Source organism: Pseudomonas sp. ESBL9, from assembly GCF_036668715.1.
Lineage (GTDB): Bacteria > Pseudomonadota > Gammaproteobacteria > Pseudomonadales > Pseudomonadaceae > Aquipseudomonas > Aquipseudomonas lundensis.
On record NZ_JAZEVV010000001.1, the window covers coordinates 836,133 to 855,865 of the forward strand.

Genomic DNA, 19,733 nt, shown 5'->3' on the forward strand with positions numbered 1-19,733 from the left:
CAACTATTCGGACGACCTGGATTCGGTCAAAAAAATTGTAGTTGTTAATCTGCAAACTGCCACACACCAAACGCAGATAGCACAAGGGTTCAATGAAGGCTGATGAACGATCGCCCCTCTAAGTTTTTCGGGCTGGTCGTTTGCGTAAAGACACGATGAACTGGTCTGCCGGTAACGGACGTGCAAACAAATAACCCTGTAAAAACTCGACCCCCCGGGCCGCCAGATACTGGCTTTGCTCTTCAGTTTCAACCCCTTCTGCGACTACGGCCAAGCCCAGTTTTGCGCTGAGTTCAATAATGGCGTCAAGAATATGGATGGACAGCGCATCGGCACCAATCATGGCGACGAAACTTTGATCTATCTTCAGGTAATCGACATTGAATTCGTGCAGGTAGCCCAGACTGGAATGTCCGGTACCAAAATCATCAATGGCAATCATCACCCCTAATTCATGAAGTTGGGCGAATAAGCGGTGCGTCAATTCGCTGGGCACGATTAATTCGCGCTCCGTTAACTCCAGTACCAGTTTGATATGCCCTGGCGCAAACGCTTTAAGGAACGTCCTGCAATCTTCAACCAGTTCCAGATCCTGGCAGTGACGCGCCGTGATATTGAACCCGATATGAAACCCCGGCTCCATGCTAGTGGCCTGTGGCGCCAGTAACTTTGCTGTTTGCTGCATCAAAGATCGCGTCATGGGCACGATAAGCCCGGAGTGTTCGGCAAACGGTATAAACAAATCAGGGCGCACCAGACCTTCACGGGGGTGTTGCCAGCGCATCAATACTTCCGCGCCCGCCCACTGTCGGTCATCAGCCCGCACGATGGGCTGAAAGAAGGGAATGAATTCTCCGGCCTCCAGTCCACGCTGAAGTTCATGGCTGGGAGACGACGCGCGCTTTTGCAACCAGCGAACGGTGCCCGCCGAGACCACGCCCAAAAAGATCATTAAGGCGATCAGTCCGGGGGATTCCATAAACGCAAAACGCCACACCTCGCCGTCGCTGAAACCGGCCACGACGCGGTAGGGGTATTGCGCAGAGGGCAAGCTGACCTGCGCCACCGGATAGTCAGGCACAGGCGTGTTGCGAGCGACCCCATAGCGATCTATCCAGGCGTCTCCCACTTGCAGCAATAACAGGGTTTTATGATTGATCAGCCCCAGCACATTGACCAGGTGAAAACCATAAAGGCTGACCAGCACGCCTTGATGGTCTTTCTGTTTGCGCAAGATCAACAGCGGTTCATGCGGGGTGACCGGGTTGCCCGACATCAACCACAATCGACCTGCCACGTAATTTTCCGGGTTGACGGTTTCTTTGAAATTGCCAAACAAGGAAGAGCAATACAGCTGGTTGTCCCACACCAGATTGACTGAGCGCACAAAGGGACGACGAGTGACTTGATCGCGCAGGGCCAGTTCGACCTGCGTGCATTCCTGGCCGGATAAGGGCAACACCACGTCGGTGGCCAGTGCCGCATTATCGAGCATCTGGTCGAATTGCCTGACCGATTCGGTGACGGTCTGCTTAGCCACCAGCTTGAGTGAGCGGTCAGCCTGCCAGGCGATGATGAACAAGCCCAGCACCACGGGCAGTAAACCACTGAGCACAACCAACGCGTAACGCTCTGTCCATCTGCGGGTCAACTTCAGCGTCAAAGGCATTCAGGTTCCTGCACAGACAAAGGGCTATAAATAGAAAGAAGGTGGGCCGTAATAGGAAAAGGCTAGCATTGGTACGCCACAAATTCACGCGTGGCGGGGACAAACCTGATTACGCCATGTAGAATCCGCTTACGCATACAAGAATAATGACTTCTGCAAGCAGAAGCCCCGCCCGCACGAGATGGGTCGACATGAAGATATTCGGGTTCCAACTGATTCACGGTGATTTCCTTGCGCGCAGTGTGCGTGGCATCTCCTGTGCGCCGCCTGACAGCCTCTGCATTCTTAGCAAATAACCCTACGTTAATTCTAAAAATGACCATGATGAGGCGCCAAAATGGCTGATCTATACGAAAACCCAATGGGTCTGATGGGCTTTGAATTCATCGAGTTCGCATCCCCTGTACCGAATACCCTCGAACCCATTTTTGAAATCATGGGTTTTACCAAAGTCGCTACCCATCGCTCCAAAGCTGTGCACCTGTACCGTCAGGGCGACATCAACCTGATCCTCAATAATGAGCCTCACAGCGTAGCCTCCTACTTTGCTGCCGAACACGGCCCATCCGTGTGCGGCATGGCCTTTCGCGTGCGCAATGCGCAGCAGGCGTATGCCCGTGCCCTTGAGCTGGGCGCACAACCGATTGAAATCCCGACCGGCCCAATGGAGCTGAACCTGCCCGCGATCAAGGGCATCGGCGGTGCGCCGCTGTACCTGATCGACCGCTATGGCGAAGGCAGCTCGATCTATGACATCGACTTCGTGTTCATTGAAGGCGTGGACCGTCATCCAGTGGGGGCGGGCCTGAAAATCATCGATCACCTGACCCACAACGTGTACCGCGGCCGCATGGCGTACTGGGCCAACTTCTACGAAAAACTGTTCAACTTCCGTGAGATTCGTTACTTCGACATCAAGGGTGAGTACACCGGCCTGACTTCCAAGGCCATGACCGCCCCGGACGGCATGATCCGCATCCCGTTGAACGAAGAGTCGTCCAAGGGCGCAGGGCAGATCGAAGAGTTCCTGATGCAGTTCAACGGCGAAGGCATTCAGCACGTGGCATTCCTCAGTGATGACCTGGTCAAGACCTGGGACGCACTGAAGAAAATCGGCATGCGTTTCATGACCGCGCCACCGGACACCTACTACGAAATGCTAGAGGGCCGCTTGCCCAACCATGGCGAGTCGGTAGAGGCCCTGCAATCTCGCGGGATCTTGCTCGATGGCTCCTCCGACAAGGGCGACAAGCGCTTGCTGCTGCAAATCTTCTCCGAAACCCTGATGGGCCCGGTGTTCTTCGAGTTCATCCAGCGCAAGGGCGACGACGGTTTTGGCGAAGGCAACTTCAAAGCCCTGTTCGAATCCATCGAACGAGATCAGGTGCGTCGCGGTGTTTTGACCGCAGACTGATCCTGACACCTAAAGAAACGCCCGCCCGATCATTCGGCCGGGCGTTTTTTTTGAGACTAAAACAATCCGGCAGCGATGTTGATCGAGAACCCCAACACAGCGGTATTGAACAAAAAACCCAGCAGCGAATGCCCCAGCACGGCTTTACGCATCTCGCGCGTGGCAATCGCAACGTCGGCGGTTTGTACCGCCACGCTCAGCGTGAAAGAAAAGTACAAAAAGTCCCAGTAGTCGGGGTCCAATTCACCCTCAGGAAAGCGCAGGGCAGGCTCCGGTCCTTCGTTGTTATAGAACAGCCGGGCGTAGTGCAAGCTGAAAATAACCCCGATCATCAACCACGAACCAACGATGGTCATGCCGGTGAAGGCGTAGTGCATCACCTGGTCGGCGTTGCTGAGTTTGCTATTGCCGGAGAGCTCAAGGGTGATCGCCGCCAGGCTGGCCAATGCCGCCACACAGACCGTGAACAGCACCATGCTGGCATTTTCGTCTTCGACCTCTGCCGTACGTTTGACATCGCAGGCTTTAGCGCGAATGACCAGCCAAAACGTCAACGCCAGGTACAGCCAGACACAGGCATTCCAGCCCAGTAGAAATTTTGTGGTCAGGGTCGCGGCGGGAGCGAAAATCCCGACCGCCACCCCCAGAACAGTGGCAGCGGTCAGGCGAGGGTGAGTGCGTGCAAGGTGCGGCATAAACAATCCCTGTAACGAGGTATTGCTGAACCTTAGCACGTGCCGTCGACGCTTAATGCGTTCGCGGTTTTCTACTCACCCATTTCATCACCACCACAAAGAACACCGGCACGAAAACCACGGCCAATGTGGCCACGATCATGCCGCCAATGACGCCCGTACCAATGGCCTGTTGACTGGCGGAACTCGCACCGGTGGCGATGGCCAGCGGTACGACGCCGAGAATGAAGGCCAGCGAGGTCATCACAATCGGGCGCAGACGCAAGCGCGCGGCCTGAACAGTTGCATCCACCAGATCGTGGCCTTCGTCATACAAGGTCTTGGCGAACTCGATGATCAAGATCGCGTTCTTGGCTGACAGGCCAATGATCGTGATCAACCCTACCTTGAAGAACACGTCATTGGGCATCCCCCGCAACGTCACTGCCAGCACCGCGCCCAATACGCCCAGGGGCACAACCAGCAGGACTGCCGTGGGAATCGACCAGCTTTCATACAGGGCTGCCAGACACAAGAACACCACCAGCAAGGACAGCCCCAGCAGGATCGGCGCCTGTGCGCCGGAGATTTTTTCTTCCAGCGACAGACCGGTCCATTCCATGCCCATGCCAGCAGGCAGCTGTGCGACCAGGCGCTGGATCTCGATCATCGCTTCGCCGGTGCTGTAGCCAGGGGCCGCTTCGCCGGAAATGCTGATGGCCGGGTAGCCGTTGTAGCGCGTCAACTGCGAGGCACCCTGAATCCAGCGGGCTTGGACAAAGGCCGACAACGGCACCATCTTGTCGAGGTTGTTGCGCACATTGATCTTGAGCAGGTCTTCAACCTGACTGCGTTGATCACCCTCGGCCTGCACCACAACGCGCTGCATGCGCCCCTGATTCGGGAAGTCATTGACATAAGCCGAGCCCACTGCCGTGGACAGCACGTTCCCGATGTCGGCAAAGGATACGCCCAATGCATTGGCGCGCTTGCGGTCCACCTCCAATTGCACCTGGGGGCTTTCGGCCAGCGCGCTTTCACGCACATTGGTCAGCACAGGGCTTTTCTCGGCCAAGGCCAGCAGTTCAGTGCGCGCTTGCATCAGCACGTCGTATCCGACGCCACCACGGTCTTGCAGACGGAACTCAAAACCGCTCGAGGTGCCCAGCCCGCTGACGGGCGGCGGCAGGATGGCAAATGCCACGGCATCCTTGAGGTCACTGAACGCCGCATTGGCACGGTCCGCGATCGCTGATGCCGAATCTTTGGCGCCGCGCTCGGACCAATCTTTCATGGTCGTGAATGCCAGCGCGGCGTTCTGGCCGTTACCGGAGAAGCTGAAGCCCAGAATCATCGTGGTGTTGCCCACGCCCGGTTCACGGGCGTTATGTGCCTCGATCTGTTCGGCCACCTTGATCGTGCGCATCTGGCTGGCACCCGGCGGCAATTGGATGTCGGTGATGGTGTAGCCCTGATCCTCGACCGGCAAAAACGAAGAGGGCAGACGCGCAAAGCACACCACCAAGATCACCAGCAGTACACCGTACACCAGCAAGTAGCGCCCGCTGCGCTTGATCACGTGCACCACCCAGTGCTCATAACCTTGGGACATCCGCTCAAAGCGCGCGTTGAACCAGCCAAAGAAGCCGCCCTTGGCATGGTGCTCGCCCTTGGCGATGGGCTTGAGCAGGGTTGCGCACAACGCTGGGGTCAGCGACAGCGCCAGGAACGCCGAGAACAGGATCGAGGTGGCCATCGACAGCGAGAACTGTTGGTAAATCACCCCCACAGAGCCCGGCATGAACGCCATCGGGATAAACACCGCCACCAACACCAGAGTGATACCGATGATTGCACCGCTGATCTGGGTCATGGCCTTGCGTGTGGCTTCGCGCGGGGACAGCCCCTCGGTCACCATGATCCGCTCGACGTTTTCCACCACCACAATAGCGTCGTCCACCAGAATCCCGATGGCCAGCACCATGCCAAACATGGTCAGGACGTTGATCGAGAAACCAAGCACCAACATCGTGGCAAACGTGCCCATCAGGGCGACCGGTACCACGAGTGTCGGGATCAGCGTGTATCGGATGTTCTGCAAAAACAGGAACATCACGGCAAACACCAGCACCATCGCCTCGACCAGGGTGTACATCACCTTGGTAATCGAGACTTTGACGAAGGGCGACGTGTCGTACGGGATGGTGTATTCAACGCCTGCCGGGAAGTAGCGACTCAATTCGTCCATCTTGGCGCGAATCAGGGTGGCAGTGCTCAGGGCGTTGGCTTCGGGCGCCAGTTGCACGCTGAAGGCGGTGGCGGTCTTGCCATTGAGGCGAGTGCCGTACTGGTATTCCTGACTGCCGATTTCAACCCGCGCCACGTCGCGCACACGCACGGTAGACCCGTCCGGGTTCGCCCGCAGCACGATGTCGCCAAACTCTTCAGGGGTCGAGAGTTGGCCTTTGACCAGCACTGTGGCAGTGATCTCCTGGGTCGGACGGCCCGGCAAATCACCGATGCTGCCCGCCGAGACCTGCGCGTTCTGATTGGCAATCGCCTGATTGACGTCTGCCGGGGTCAGGTGAAAGCCGATCAGCTTCTGCGGATCGATCCAGATGCGCATGGCCCGTTCGGCGCCATAGAGCTGGGCCTTGCCCACGCCTTCTATGCGCTTGATTTCGTTCATCACGTTGCGGGCGAGGTAATCACTGAGCGCGACCTCGTCCAGCGGACTGTTATTGGCCGTGAGCGTCACCAACATCAAAAAGCCGGACGACACTTTCTCGACCTGTAACCCTTGCTGCATCACCGCTTGGGGCAAGCGTGACTCGACGGCCTTAAGGCGGTTTTGCACGTCGACCTGCGCCATCTCCGGATCGATGCCGGGTTTGAACGTGGCGGTGATGGTGGCACTGCCCAGGCTGCTCTGGGATTCGAAATACATCAGGCCATCCGTGCCGTTGAGCTCTTGCTCAATCAGGCTGACCACGCTTTCGTCCAGCGTCTGGGCAGACGTGCCGGGGTAAACCGCATAGACCTCAACCTTGGGCGGTGCGACGTTGGGGTATTTCGCGACAGGCAATTGCGGGATGGCCAACGCCCCCGCCAGCAGAATGAACAACGCGACGACCCACGCAAAAATGGGCCGATCGATAAAGAACTGCGGCATGCTCACCGATCCGTGGACTGTACGAGGGGAAGTGCGGGGTCATCGATTTGCACCTGTTCGCCCGCTCGGGCATGTTGCAGGCCTTCGATGACAATGCGGTCGCCGGCTTTCAGGCCACCGTTGACGATCCAGCGATCGTTCTGTGCGTTACCCAACTGAACGGGTTGTTGCTTGATGCGATTGTCCGCTTCCACCAGCAGCACCTGCGCCACTCCGGCGCTGTCACGCAAGATGGCGCGCTGCGGCACGCTGATGCCTTGTTGGTTAAAGGCCTGCTCCAGGCGCACGCGCACAAAGCTGCCGGGCAACAGGTCGTTATCCGGGTTCGGAAACTCGCTGCGCAAAATCACCTGCCCCGTGCTGGGATCAACATTGACGTCGGTGAACAGCAATTTGCCCGGCAACGGGTACAGGCTGCCGTTATCGCGGATCAGGGTTGCGCGGGCCTGATTGCTGCCGACCTGCTGCAGTTCGCCAGCGCGGAAAGACGCACGCAGGTTGTCCAGGTCACGGGTGGATTGGGTCAGGTCAACGTGCACCGGATTGAGTTGCTGAATGCGTGCCAAAGGCGTGACTTCACCCTGACCGACCAACGCCCCTTCCGTGACCAGTGCACGGCCGATGCGGCCGGAAATCGGCGCGGTCACGGTGGCATAGCCCAGGTTCAAGCGGGCACGCTGCACCGCTGCCTTATTGGCCGCGACATCGGCTTGCGCCTGCTGCGCCTGCGCGCGGGCGTTGTCGTATTCCTGAGCGCTGATGGCGTTGCTGTCGATCAGCGCGGCGTATCGCTCGCTTTGCAGCCTGGCTTGCAAGGCCAGCGCTTCGGATTTGCGCAGGGCGGCCAGTGCGCTGTCCAGATCGGCTTTGAAAGGCGCGGGGTCAATCAGGAACAAGACATCGCCCTGTTTGACCTCGCTGCCTTCTTCATACACACGCTTGAGAACAACGCCGGCCACCCGGGCGCGCACCTCGGCCACGCGCGGGGCCACGATGCGTCCGCTCAATTCGTTATTGATCGACAGCGGGGCGGTGGCGATGACTTCGGTTCGCACCTTGACCAGGGGCGTTTTCTCTTCAGCGTCGGGGGGCTTGCCACACCCCGCGAGGGCCAGTGCCAGCGCTGAAAGGCATAGCGGGGCAAAGAGCTTTTTCAATGAGCGTGCCTTCTTATAAATGCAGGATAGTTCTGTAAGTGCTTGCGCATGCTAAGTGCAGCACGCAAGAGGCGTTGTGAAGCTGTGTAGGAGGTGTGTGAAAAAGTGTGAAGGTTATGCTCCTATCCGTGTGAGGTTGTATATCCTTTGGCTTTCCCCGAGTTGTAAGCATTTATTATGCCCACTATTTTGCTGGTCGAAGACGACGCCGCGCTCTCGGAGCTGATAGCCAGTTACCTGGAACGCAATGGCTACGAGGTCAGCGTGATTGCCCGTGGCGACCTGGTGCGTGACCGAGCCAAAAGCAATCCCCCGGACCTGGTGATTCTTGACCTGATGTTGCCAGGCCTTGATGGCTTGCAAGTCTGCCGCTTGTTGCGCGCTGATTCGGCCAGCCTGCCGATCCTGATGTTGACGGCCCGCGACGATAGTCATGATCAGGTGCTAGGGCTAGAGATGGGCGCCGACGATTATGTGACAAAACCTTGCGAGCCGCGGGTATTACTGGCTCGCGTGCGCACGTTACTACGGCGCAGCAGCCTGATCGAGCCGCACGTGGCCAATGACCGGATCGTCATTGGCAACTTGTGCATTGACCTGTCAGAACGCAGCGTCACCTGGCGCGAGCAAGACATTGAGCTGTCCAGCGGTGAATACAACCTGTTGGTGGTCCTGGCCCGGCATGCCGGAGAAGTGCTCAGCCGCGACCAGATCCTCCAGCGTTTGCGCGGCATCGAGTTCAACGGCACCGACCGCTCGGTGGACGTGGCCATTTCCAAGTTGCGGCGCAAATTCGACGACTGTGCGGGGGAAGCGCGCAAGATCAAAACCGTGTGGGGCAAGGGCTACCTGTTCAGCCGTTCCGAGTGGGAATGTTGAAACCATGTTCAAGGTCCTGCTCAGGCTGTATCTGGTCACCATGGTCACGTTCGGCGCCGCCATTTACCTGGTGCCCGAGTTGATCGTCACGCTGTTTCATGATCGGTTCATGAGTTACAACGTCGACATGTCGCGCGGTATGCAAACCCTGCTGGTCAAACAATTTCATCAATTACCCGCCGAACAATGGCCCGCGCTGGCCAAAGAGCTGGACAGCCAGTTCGCGCCACTGCGGGTCAATCTGTTGTCGGTCAACGACCCCGCCTTCGATGCCGATGAACAGCGCCAATTGCAGCAAGGGCAGGGCGTGTTGCGCATTGGCGAATGGGGCTGGCGTACGCGGGTGGTGTCGCCTCTGGGCCGACAACAGGCGATTGAATTGGTGATGCCCCCCGATCCCTTCGACATGAACGTGTTGTACTGGAGCATCAACGTGCTGATCGGCGCGGCGTTGCTCGGCTGTTTACTGCTGTGGCTGCGTCCTCACTGGCGCGACCTGGAACGCCTCAAGCGCACGGCGGCCCTGATTGGTCAGGGGCAATTGGGCGAGCGCACCCAGATCTCCCCCCGGTCTAACATTCACGGGCTGGCCAGCGCGTTTGACACCATGGCCCAGGACATCGAAAGCCTGCTCAACCAGCAACGCGACCTGCTCAACGCGGTGTCCCACGAACTGCGCACACCCTTGACACGGCTGGATTTCGGTCTGGCGCTGGTGTTGTGCGACGACCTGCCGCCCGCCAGCCGCGAGCGCTTGCAGCTGTTGGTCGGGCATATTCGCGAGCTGGATGAGCTGGTGCTGGAGTTGCTGTCGTTCAGCCGCCTGCAAAACCCGGCGCTGGTGCCGGAACGCGTCGAGGTGTCGCTCGATGAGTTTGTGGACAGCATTCTCGGCAGCTTCGACGAAGAACTGGAAACCCCCGACATCGTACTGGACGTGCTGCTGCACGGCTCGCAGGAGCGCTTTGCGCTGGACCCGCGGCTGACCGCACGCGCGTTGCAGAACTTGCTACGCAACGCCATGCGCTACTGCGACCGGCGTATTCAGGTGGGGGTGAATGTCACTGCGCAAGGCTGTGAATTGTGGGTGGACGATGATGGCATCGGCATTCCTGAAGCGGACCGCGAGCGCGTGTTTGAGCCGTTTTATCGACTGGACCGCAGCCGCGATCGCGCCACAGGAGGCTTCGGTCTGGGGCTGGCGATCAGTCGCCGTGCCCTTGAAGCCCAAGGCGGAACACTGAGCAGCGAAGCGTCCCCCTTGGGCGGTGCGCGTTTTCGGTTGTGGTTGCCGGTGTAAGTCAGATCAAGCGTCGCTGTCGGCTCACGTGCTTGACACCCTCAAGCACCAGCACGGCCACCGCCAGCCAGATCGGGCCGTAAGTCAGCCATTGACCCGCCTCAAGGCTGTCGCCGAGCAGCAGGGCGACAGCCACCAGCAACACCGGTTCGACATAGCTGAGCAACCCGAACAGGCTGAAGGGCAGCAACCGGCTGGCCACTATGTAAGCGAAGCCCGCCGCTGCACTGATAATGCCCATCAGCGGCACAAGCGCGTAGAGCGCTGGCCGTTGCGCGTCCAGATCGACATGCTCGCCGGCCAGCACAAACCACAGCGCCACGGGCACCATCAACAGCATGTCCCATGTCCAGCCATAAGCCGCCCAAGTTGTCGATGCCAATTTTCTTACGCAACACGAAGTACATCGGGTAGCCGATGGCCACTACCAGTGTGGTCCAGGAGAACCCGCCGGTGCGGTAAAGCTCATTAGCCACCCCCAGCACTGCCAATCCGGTGGCGATTTTTTGGAGGTGGGAGAGGTGTTCGCCGTAGACGATGCGCCCTGTCAGGATCATGGTCAGCGGCAGCAAGAAATACCCCAGCGATACATCCAGCCCATGGCCATTCAACGGCCCCCACATGAACATCCAGAGCTGAACCCCCACCAGAAAACTGGTGAGCGCAACGCAGGGAATCAAAGCGGGTCGGGCGCGCAAACGCTCAAAGATGAGCGGGACCCATTTCCAGTCGCCGCTCAGGCAAATCAACACGGTCATGAAGGGCAGCGAGATCAGGATCCGCCAGCCGAAGATTTCTTGACCGTCCAGCGGTCGCAGAAGGGATGTGAAGTAGTACAGAACGCCAAACAAACATGAAGCCAGAATCGATAAAACAATACCTTTGGACACAACGACGTCGATGAATCTACTGCGTGACTCGTGTGAGTGAGCGCGTAGCTTGAGGCCGTGCAACACCCGGGGCAGATACCTTTTAAACCAACCAGTTGGCTCGCAAAGTTAGCCAACTGGTTGATTCGTGTAACAAGTAAGCAAATACTGGGCCAAAACCGTTTAAAGCACACGTTCGTGTTGTCGATAAAAAAGATTAACGGTAGGCGCCGGTGACCCTCCGATGGGGCCTGAAAGCTGTCATGAGCTGAAAATTCAGCTCATGAGCTGCGCTTTATACGGATTTACGCTGACGCACCATATGCTTGAACCCTTCAAAAACCAGCACCATCACGGCCAGCCAGATCGGCAAATAAGTCAGCCATTGCCCGGCGCTGATGCTCTCGCCCAGCAGCAACGCCACGCACACCAACAACACCGGCTCAACGTAGCTAAGCAGGCCGAACAGGCTGAAGGCCAGCATCCGGCTGGCCATGATGTAGCTGATCAAGGCCAGGGCGCTGATCAAACCCAGTAGCGGGATCAGCGTGTACAGAGCCTCGCGCTGGCTGGCCACATCGAAGCCGTGCTCGCCTGTTTGCACGAACAAAAACGCCGCTGGCATCAACAACAGCATGTCCATCCACAGGCCGCCCAGGTTGTCGGTGCCGATCCGCTTGCGCAGCACGAAATACAACGGGTAGCCGATGGCAACCACCAGGGTGGTCCAGGAAAACCCGCCCACCCGGTACACCTCGTTGGCGACCCCGAACGTCGCGAGCGCGGCGGCAATTTTTTGCAGATGAGAAAGGTGTTCGCCGTACACCACACGGCCGGTGAGGATCATGGTCAGCGGCAGCAAAAAGTACCCCAGAGACACGTCCAGGCTGTGCCCGTTGAGGGGCGCCCACAAAAACAGCCACAGTTGCAGGCCCACCAGCGCACTGGAGGCCAACAGTGCAATCCACAGCCGGGGATGTTGCCGCAGGCGGGTGACGATCGTCGGCACCAGCCGCCAATCCCCCGAAAAACACATGAACACGGTCATGCAGGGCAGGGTCAGGAGCATCCGCCAGCCGAAGATTTCGGCGCCGCTCAATGGGTAGAGCAAGGATGTGTAGTAATACATGACACCGAACAGGCTCGATGCCAGAACCGATAAAACAATACCTTTAGACACAACAGCCTCGTTGAAACGCGCATTTTGATTATTAGAAGCGCGTAGCTTGAGGCTCCAAGGGCTGTAGGGCAAATCTTGCTGAGCCGATAGCCTGCGCAGGGGGCAGCAAAACGCCCCCTGCGCAGCAAAACCGATGGCGTCAGGCGTGACGCATGCCGCGGGTCATGCGCAAGGCCAGCACACTGCCCCCGACAATCACCGCCGCCAACAGGTACAGCGCAGCGTCTGTCGAGCCCGTGGCGTCTTTGACAAAACCCACCAAATACGGGCTCAGGAACCCCGCCATTTGCCCCATGGAGTTGATCAAGGCCAGGCCGCCAGCGGCCGCGCCTGCACTGAGCATGGCAGTGGGCACAGGCCAAAACATCGGCAGGCCGGTGAGGGCACCCATGGTGGCGATGGTCAGCCCCAAGATGGCAATGGCCGGTTGAGTGGCGAAGTTGACTGCAATCACCAACCCCAGTGCGCCCATCAGCATGGGCACCACCAAATGCCAGCGCCGTTCTTTGCGCAAGTCGGCCGAACGGCCCACCAGCAACATGAACACGGCGGCCAGCAAGTAAGGAATCGCACTCAGCCAGCCAATCACCAGGGTGTCGCTGAAGCCCAGGTTTTTGATGATCGACGGCAGCCAGAAGTTGATCGCATACACGCCACTCTGGATGCAGAAGTAGATCAGGCCAAAGGCCCAGATCGCCGGATTCTTGAACACCGCCAGCAGCGAGTCTGAGGCCGTGGACGGCTTGTTGGCGGCGTCCAGCTGGTGGTCAGCGTCGAGCACGGCGCGCTCGTGAGGCGTGAGCCACTTGGCATTGGCAAAACTGTCGCTGAGCAGGAAGATCGCCAGCCCACCCAACACGACAGTGGGGATACCTTGCAACAGGAACATCCACTGCCAACCGGCCAGCCCGCCCTGACCCGCAGCAAAATGGCTGAGGATCCAGCCCGAGAATGGCCCGCCGATCAAGCCGGAAACCGGAATGGCGGACATGAACAGCGCCATGATCCGGCCACGACGGAACGTCGGGAACCATTGCGAGAGGTACAGCACAACGCCCGGGAAGAACCCGGCTTCGGCGGCACCGGTGAACAGGCGCAGGGTATAGAACTGGGTAGGTGTGGTGACAAACATCAGGCAGGTCGACAACATGCCCCAAGTCATCATCATCACCGCGATCCAGCGCCGCGGGCCGAACCGGGTCAATGCCAGATTGCTGGGTACGCCACACAACACGTAACCAATGAAGAAAATCCCGGCACCCAGGCCGTACACAGTTTCGCTGAACTTCAGCGCGTCGAGCATTTGTAATTTGGCGAAGCCAACGTTTACCCGGTCGAGGTAATTGAACAGATAGCAGATAAAAATGAAGGGGATCAAACGCAGGGTGATGCGTTTGTAGATGGCGTTTTTATCGTCATCGCCGGTCAGCGAAGCGGGGGCGCTCTGTGACATCTCTTGTCTCTCTTTATTATGTTTTTTCGCGATCCGAGGTTAACGTTGGTCGCTGCGTGAGTCTCGGTCACCCAAACGTTGCTGTCTTTGTGCTGCCGCACAGCGTTTTCTCGCTGGGGCTGTGCGCACGAACAAATGTTTCCAAGGATTGTCACCCTATGTTCGAACTGGATCATGATTTGGCGCAGGACATCGTGGATCGCGCGATGGCCATCTTGCCGTACAACGTTAACGTGATGGACAGCCAGGGGCTGATCCTTGGCAGCGGCGAACCCGAGCGTATCAACACCCGTCATGAGGGCGCGCAACTGGTGCTGGCCAACGGACGGGTGGTGGAAATCGATGCGCAAACCGCCAAATGCCTGAAAGGCGTGCAGCCGGGCATCAATCTGCCCCTGTTGCTCGATCAGCGCCTGATCGGGGTGCTGGGGCTTACCGGGGAACCCGAGCAGTTGCGCACCTACGCCGAACTGGTGCGCATGACGGCCGAAATGCTGGTAGGCCAACGCCATCAGCAGGCCGAACAGCAATGGCGGCGTCAACGCTGCGACGACCTGGTGGCGCTGTTGTTGAGTGAAAGCGGCGACTCACCGCGCCTGATCGACGAGGCTCAGCAACTGGGGCTCAAGCCGCAGCTGTCGCGCATTCCTTATTTGTTTGAACTGGGCAAGGGCCAGAGTGCCGAGGCCCTGAGCGTATGGTTGCAATCGCGCTACCCGGACAGTTGGTGTGTGTGCCCGGCCGACGCCTCGCTGCTGTGGTGCCGTCCGGCCACCACCACGCTGGACGACATGCGTCTGCTGGAGCGCCTCGATGGCCACGGCTGGAATGTGTTACGCATCGCCGCCGGCGGGCAAGCGGATGCGCTCAAAGGGCTGCGCCGGTGTTATCGCCGCGTGGGGGATTTACTGGCCTATGGCCGTGATGTGTTGCCCGACACCCGTCTACTGAGTCTCGACCGCTACCGGTTGCCGGTGATGCTGTGGCGACATCGCAATGACGATGCACTGGAAGAGCTGCTCAATCCGCTGCACAAGGTGGTGGCCAAGGACAGCAACGGCCAGTTGATCGCGACCCTGCGCAGTTGGTGCGAGCATGACGGTCAGAGCCAGGCGTGCGCCGATGCGCTGGGCATCCACCGCAACAGCTTGCGCTACCGGATGGAACGGATTGCCGAGCTGAGCGGAGTGGACCCCCTGAGCCTCAACGGGATGCTGGCGTTGTACCTCGGGGTGCAACTGTTGCCCCACGCGCCTCTTGTGCACGCACGGCCAACCGCCTGAACTGCAGGCAAAAAAAGCCCCGCGACCGAATGAACGCGGGGCTAAACGGTTGGATGCGACCAACCAAAGGAGCCGTTAAATCAGGTCAACATCAGTGCGCGCTGGCCACCGTTTCAGCTTGCCAGCCGCCGCCCAGCGCTTTGTAAATCGCCACCACGCCGCGGTACAACTCGACTTCGGCTTGCGCCTGGCTGTCTTCAGCCGCCAATCGTTCGCGCTGGGCATCGAGCAACACCAGAAAGTCCACCGTGCCTTCGCGGTAACGGATCGCCGCCAGGTCGGCAGCGGTGCGGCTTGACTCGCTCTGACGAATCAGCGACACCAACCGTTGCTGACGCTTGCCGTAATCACTGAACGCGTTTTGCGATTCTTCCAGTGCCAACAACACCTGTTGCTCGTAGCTGGCCAGTGCGCCCTCGGCTTGAGCATCCGCGCCACGCAAACGGGCGCGCACACTGCCCAAATCAAAGGCTGGCCAGGTGATGCTAGGGCCCAGTGCCCAGGCATTGGCGGCCGCTGAGCCGATCTGCGAACCACGGCCTGCGGTAAACCCCAGGAAGCCGCTGAGACTGACCCGTGGGAACAGATCGGCCTTGGCCACGCCAATGCGCGCCGTCGCCGCTGCCAGCTTGCGTTCCGCACTGAGGATGTCCGGCCGACGCTGCAACAAATCGCCGGGGTTGCCGATGTTCAGGGCCTTGGCAATGGCCGGCAGTTTGGCCGGGCTTAAATCCACGCTCAGTTGCTCCGGGCGTTCGCCCAGCAAGGTGGCAATCCGATTGCGTTCACGCACCTGTTGCGCCTGCAACTGCGGCACGCTGGCTTCAACGGCGGCCAGACGTGCGTCAGCGCGCATCACGTCCAGCTGATCGCCCACCCCCGCATCACGCAGGCTTTCAGTGATGGTTTTGGATTCCTGCTGGTTTTTCAGGTTGTCCAGAGCAATGCGCTCACGCAGTTGCGAACCGCGCAGCTCACCATAGGCATCCACCAGTTCTGCGATCAGGGTCACTTGCAACTGATACAAATCCGCAGCGGCGACTTGTTCGTCTGCGTCGCTGGCTTCCAGTTGACGCTGGATACGGCCAAACAGGTCGAGTTCCCACGCCATGTCCAGCCCCAGGTCGTAGCGCTCGCTGTTGACGCGTTGATCGGTCTGCCCCGGAATCTGACCCTTGCCCAGATCGCTGCTGGCGCGGCTGGTAATGGTCGGCATCGCGTCATTGCTGACGTCATCGCGGATGGCCCGTGCAGCCCGCAGACGGGCAAACGCCACCCGCAGCTCCCGGTTGCCCGCCAGCGACTGCGTCACCAACTGGTTGAGGGTCGGGTCGTCGAACTGTTGCCACCAGATCCCTTCAAAATGCGCACGGTCGAAGCCCTTGAGGTACTCGGCACTGATCTGCGCAGGCTCGGTCTTGGGCGTGTGATAGTCCGGCCCCACGGCGCACGCGCTTAACGCCAGCAGCAACAGGCTCGGAAGAAATAGGTTGCGGCTCATTGTTGGGACTCCAGCTTCATGTGCCGGGCGGCTTTGCGCGCTTGACTGCGCTCCACGTAGCGGCGGATCAACACGTAGAACACCGGGGTCAGGAGCAAGCCGAAGAAGGTCACGCCCAGCATCCCGGAGAACACCGCGACGCCCATGGCATGGCGCATTTCCGCACCCGCGCCGCTCGACAGCACCAAGGGCACCACGCCCATGATGAACGCGAACGAGGTCATCAGAATCGGCCGCAGACGCAGGCGGCAGGCTTCCAGTACCGCCGCCAGCGGGTCGAGGCCTTCTTCCTGTTTGTCCTTGGCGAACTCGACAATCAGAATCGCGTTTTTGCACGCCAGTCCGACCAGTACGATCAAGCCGATCTGGGTAAAGATGTTGTTGTCACCGCCGGACATAATCACCCCGGTAATCGCCGACAGCAGGGTCATGGGCACGATCAGGATCACCGCCAGCGGCAGGCTCCAGCTTTCGTACTGCGCGGCGAGTACCAAAAACGCCAGCAGTACGCAGAGCGGGAATACAAACAACGCAGTATTGCCTGACAGAATTTGCTGATAAGTCAGCTCGGTCCACTCGTAGGTCATGCCATTAGGCAGTTCTTCCTTGAGCAATTTTTCAATCGCGGCTTCAGCCTGACCCGAGCTGTAGCCCGGTGCTGCTGCTCCGTTGATCTCGGCGGTGACAAAACCGTTGTAGTGCATGACACGGTCGGGACCGGCGGTGTCGCTGACCTTGATAAAGGTCGCCAGCGGGATCATGTCGCCCTTGTTATTACGCACTTTCAACTGACCGATCTGCTCAGGTGCCAGGCGGAACTGCTGCTCAGCCTGCACGTTGACTTGATAAGTACGGCCAAAGCGGTTGAAGTCGTTGGCATACAGCGAACCCAGATAGATCTGTAGCGTGTCGAAGATGTCACTGATGGCCACACCGTGAGTCTTGGCTTTTTCGCGGTCGATGGCGGCGTCCACTTGCGGCACGTTCACTTGATAACTGGTGAACAAACCCGCCAGTTCAGGCACGTTCTGGCTCTTGGTGATGATGTTCTGCACTTCTTTGTACAGCTCGTCATAGCCCAGGTTGCCGCGGTCTTCGACTTGCAGGCGGAAACCGCCAATGGTGCCCAACCCCTGTACTGGCGGCGGCGGGAAGATTGCGATGTAGGCATCCTGAATGTCAGCGAATTGCGCATTCAAGGCTGCGGCAATCGCTGCTGCCGACTGGCTCGGGTCCTTGCGCTCATCAAAGGGCTTGAGCGGGGTGAACACGATGCCGCTGTTGGGGCTGTTGGTGAAGCCGTTGATCGACAGGCCCGGGAATGCCACGGAGTTCGCCACGCCGGGTTGCTTGAGGGCGATTTCGGACATGCGCTTGATCACCGCTTCCGTGCGATCCAGGCTTGCAGCATCCGGCAGTTGCGCAAAGGCCACCAGGTACTGTTTGTCTTGCGGGGGAACGAAACCGGTCGGCGTGTGAGCAAAACCGACCCACGTCAGAACCATCAAGCCTGCATACAGCAACATCGCGATACCGCTGCCACGGATGATCCGGCGTACCGCCCCGACATAGCCATGACTGGCTTTGACGAAGAAACGGTTGAATGGACCAAACAGCCAGCCGCCGAACAGGCGATCGAGCAGGCGGGTAAAACGGTCTTTCGGCGCATGATGACCTTTGAGAAGCACGGCGGCCAGCGCCGGAGACAGGGTCAGCGAGTTGAACGCCGAGATCACCGTGGAGATGGCGATGGTCAGCGCGAACTGTTTATAGAACTGGCCGGTCAGGCCAGAAATAAAGGCGGCGGGCACAAACACGGCGCACAGCACCAACGCCGTGGCGATGATCGGGCCGGTCACTTCGCGCATGGCACGCTTGGTGGCGTCGACCGGATTAAGCCCCAGCTCGATGTTACGTTCGACGTTTTCCACCACCACGATCGCGTCGTCGACCACGATACCGATGGCCAACACCAACCCGAACAGCGACAACGCGTTGAGCGAGAAGCCGAACAGGTGCATCACGGCAAAGGTGCCGATCAACGAAACAGGCACGGCCACCAGCGGGATGATCGAGGCGCGCCAGGTCTGCAGGAACAGAATGACCACCAGCACCACGAGGATCAGGGCTTCGAACAGGGTGTGAACCACGGCCTCGATGGAGCCGCGAACAAAGATGGTCGGGTCGTAGACGATGTCGAAGTCCATGCCTTCGGGGAAGCTCTGCTTGAGCTCGGCCATCTTCGCCCGCACGTCGTTCGAGATATCAATGGCGTTGGAGCCCGGCCGCTGGAAGATCGGCAGCGCCACTGCGGGCTGGTTGTTGAGCAACGAACGCAAGGCGTATTGACTGGAGCCCAGCTCCACCCGGGCGATGTCTTTGAGGCGAGTGATCTGACCATCGTCACCGGAGCGAATGATGATGTTCTGGAATTCTTCTTCAGTGACCAGCCGTCCCTGGGTGTTGACCGACAACTGAAAGCTGGTGGCATTCGGGGCAGGGGGCGCGCCCAGGGCACCGGCCGCGACCTGACGGTTCTGTTCGCGAATGGCGGTGACCACATCGGTCGCGGTCAGATTGCGTGACGCGGTTTTGTTCGGGTCCAGCCAGACACGCAGCGAGTAATCGCCCATGCCGAACATTTGCACGTCGCCAATACCATTGAGGCGCGCCAGTTCGTCCTTGATGTTAAGGATGGCGTAATTGGACAAGTACAGCATGTCGTAGCGCTGATCCGGCGAGGTCAAATGCACCACCATCGTCAAGTCAGGCGAGGCCTTGTCGACAGTAATACCAATGCGCGTGACTTCTTCGGGCAACTTGGGCTGGGTGCGGGTCACACGGTTTTGCACCTGCACCTGCGCGTTGTCCAGGTCAGTGCCCAGAGCGAAGGTAATGGTCAGCGTGATTTTGCCGTCGGCCGTGGACTGGGAAGACATGTACAACATGTTTTCCACGCCGGTGATGGCCTGTTCCAGCGGCGCAGCCACGGTTTCACCGATCACTTTCGGGTTGGCACCCGGAAAGTTGGCGTGCACGACAACCGTAGGCGGCACGACTTCGGGGTATTCACTGATCGGCAACTGGAACAGCGAAATGCCGCCTGCAATCAGGATCAGCAGGGAAAGCACAGCGGCGAAAATCGGCCGCTGAATGAAAAACTGGGAAAAATTCATCGGAGT

General features: G+C 59.1%; 12 protein-coding genes and 1 pseudogene. 4 read left to right on the forward strand and 9 right to left on the reverse strand.

The features are described from left to right. Positions 1 to 118: 118 nt before the first annotated feature. Entirely contained in the window at positions 119 to 1,669 is a 1,551-nt protein-coding gene (locus V6F78_RS03685; protein WP_332726640.1) for an EAL domain-containing protein, read from the reverse strand. Between the two features lie 337 nt (positions 1,670 to 2,006). Here V6F78_RS03685 and hppD point away from each other — a divergent pair, with 337 nt between their 5' ends. Further along, positions 2,007 to 3,083, forward strand: coding sequence for a 4-hydroxyphenylpyruvate dioxygenase (hppD, locus tag V6F78_RS03690; protein ID WP_047274661.1), 1,077 nt, complete (start codon positions 2,007 to 2,009; stop codon positions 3,081 to 3,083). A 56-nt stretch (positions 3,084 to 3,139) separates the two neighbouring features. Here the strand turns inward: hppD and V6F78_RS03695 are convergent, their stop codons facing one another. From V6F78_RS03695 to V6F78_RS03705, 3 genes are read right to left on the reverse strand one after another with little or no spacing between them, the layout of a single operon-like run. Continuing rightward, positions 3,140 to 3,778: a DUF1345 domain-containing protein gene (locus tag V6F78_RS03695; RefSeq protein ID WP_047293693.1), complete on the reverse strand. Its 639-nt coding sequence runs from the start codon at positions 3,776 to 3,778 to the stop codon at positions 3,140 to 3,142. A 52-nt stretch (positions 3,779 to 3,830) separates the two neighbouring features. Further along, positions 3,831 to 6,929: an efflux RND transporter permease subunit gene (locus tag V6F78_RS03700; RefSeq protein ID WP_332726641.1), complete on the reverse strand. Its 3,099-nt coding sequence runs from the start codon at positions 6,927 to 6,929 to the stop codon at positions 3,831 to 3,833. Between the two features lie 2 nt (positions 6,930 to 6,931). Further along, positions 6,932 to 8,086 carry an efflux RND transporter periplasmic adaptor subunit gene (locus tag V6F78_RS03705; RefSeq protein ID WP_332726642.1) on the reverse strand — a complete coding sequence of 385 codons (1,155 nt, stop codon included), beginning with the start codon at positions 8,084 to 8,086 and terminating at the stop codon, positions 6,932 to 6,934. Positions 8,087 to 8,263: 177 nt separating this feature from the next. Between V6F78_RS03705 and V6F78_RS03710 the strand changes: the two genes are divergently transcribed. Further along, complete coding sequence (locus V6F78_RS03710) at positions 8,264 to 8,965, forward strand: response regulator transcription factor (protein ID WP_047276855.1); 702 nt, start codon at positions 8,264 to 8,266, stop codon at positions 8,963 to 8,965. 4 nt (positions 8,966 to 8,969) lie between these two features. Next, positions 8,970 to 10,265, forward strand: a complete 1,296-nt coding sequence (locus V6F78_RS03715) for an ATP-binding protein (RefSeq protein ID WP_332726643.1) — start codon at positions 8,970 to 8,972, stop codon at positions 10,263 to 10,265. 1 nt (position 10,266) lies between these two features. Here the strand turns inward: V6F78_RS03715 and rarD (V6F78_RS03720) are convergent. The 3 genes and pseudogenes from rarD (V6F78_RS03720) to V6F78_RS03730 form a co-directional block, all read right to left on the reverse strand. Further along, positions 10,267 to 11,155: pseudogene (gene rarD / locus V6F78_RS03720) on the reverse strand (EamA family transporter RarD). 274 nt (positions 11,156 to 11,429) lie between these two features. Beyond that, the gene (rarD, locus tag V6F78_RS03725; RefSeq protein ID WP_047293685.1) at positions 11,430 to 12,314 is read right to left on the reverse strand and encodes an EamA family transporter RarD; all 885 of its coding nucleotides are present in this window, start codon (positions 12,312 to 12,314) and stop codon (positions 11,430 to 11,432) included. Positions 12,315 to 12,453: 139 nt separating this feature from the next. Continuing rightward, positions 12,454 to 13,767, reverse strand: coding sequence for an MFS transporter (locus V6F78_RS03730; protein ID WP_047293683.1), 1,314 nt, complete (start codon positions 13,765 to 13,767; stop codon positions 12,454 to 12,456). A gap of 158 nt (positions 13,768 to 13,925) precedes the next feature. Here V6F78_RS03730 and V6F78_RS03735 point away from each other — a divergent pair, with 158 nt between their 5' ends. Beyond that, on the forward strand, positions 13,926 to 15,050 hold the full coding sequence (locus V6F78_RS03735) for a sugar diacid recognition domain-containing protein (protein WP_047293681.1): 1,125 nt from the start codon (positions 13,926 to 13,928) through the stop codon (positions 15,048 to 15,050). Positions 15,051 to 15,141: 91 nt separating this feature from the next. Here the strand turns inward: V6F78_RS03735 and V6F78_RS03740 are convergent, their stop codons facing one another. Both V6F78_RS03740 and V6F78_RS03745 read right to left on the reverse strand, forming a co-directional pair. Continuing rightward, positions 15,142 to 16,551, reverse strand: a complete 1,410-nt coding sequence (locus V6F78_RS03740) for an efflux transporter outer membrane subunit (RefSeq protein ID WP_047293680.1) — start codon at positions 16,549 to 16,551, stop codon at positions 15,142 to 15,144. Beyond that, positions 16,548 to 19,727, reverse strand: a complete 3,180-nt coding sequence (locus V6F78_RS03745) for an efflux RND transporter permease subunit (RefSeq protein ID WP_047274650.1) — start codon at positions 19,725 to 19,727, stop codon at positions 16,548 to 16,550. The genes V6F78_RS03740 and V6F78_RS03745 overlap by 4 nt, the downstream gene beginning before the upstream one ends. Between the last annotated feature and the right edge of the window lie 6 nt (positions 19,728 to 19,733).

Bases quoted from the DNA above. Each gene is read 5' to 3' on its own strand.
- V6F78_RS03685 (WP_332726640.1), bottom strand. From the start codon at position 1,669: ATGCCTTTGACGCTGAAGTTGACCCGCAGATGGACAGAGCGTTACGCG.
- hppD (WP_047274661.1), top strand. From the start codon at position 2,007: ATGGCTGATCTATACGAAAACCCAATGGGTCTGATGGGCTTTGAATTC.
- V6F78_RS03695 (WP_047293693.1), bottom strand. From the start codon at position 3,778: ATGCCGCACCTTGCACGCACTCACCCTCGCCTGACCGCTGCCACTGTT.
- V6F78_RS03700 (WP_332726641.1), bottom strand. From the start codon at position 6,929: ATGCCGCAGTTCTTTATCGATCGGCCCATTTTTGCGTGGGTCGTCGCG.
- V6F78_RS03710 (WP_047276855.1), top strand. From the start codon at position 8,264: ATGCCCACTATTTTGCTGGTCGAAGACGACGCCGCGCTCTCGGAGCTG.
- V6F78_RS03715 (WP_332726643.1), top strand. From the start codon at position 8,970: ATGTTCAAGGTCCTGCTCAGGCTGTATCTGGTCACCATGGTCACGTTC.
- V6F78_RS03730 (WP_047293683.1), bottom strand. From the start codon at position 13,767: ATGTCACAGAGCGCCCCCGCTTCGCTGACCGGCGATGACGATAAAAAC.
- V6F78_RS03735 (WP_047293681.1), top strand. From the start codon at position 13,926: ATGTTCGAACTGGATCATGATTTGGCGCAGGACATCGTGGATCGCGCG.
- V6F78_RS03740 (WP_047293680.1), bottom strand. From the start codon at position 16,551: ATGAGCCGCAACCTATTTCTTCCGAGCCTGTTGCTGCTGGCGTTAAGC.
- V6F78_RS03745 (WP_047274650.1), bottom strand. From the start codon at position 19,727: ATGAATTTTTCCCAGTTTTTCATTCAGCGGCCGATTTTCGCCGCTGTG.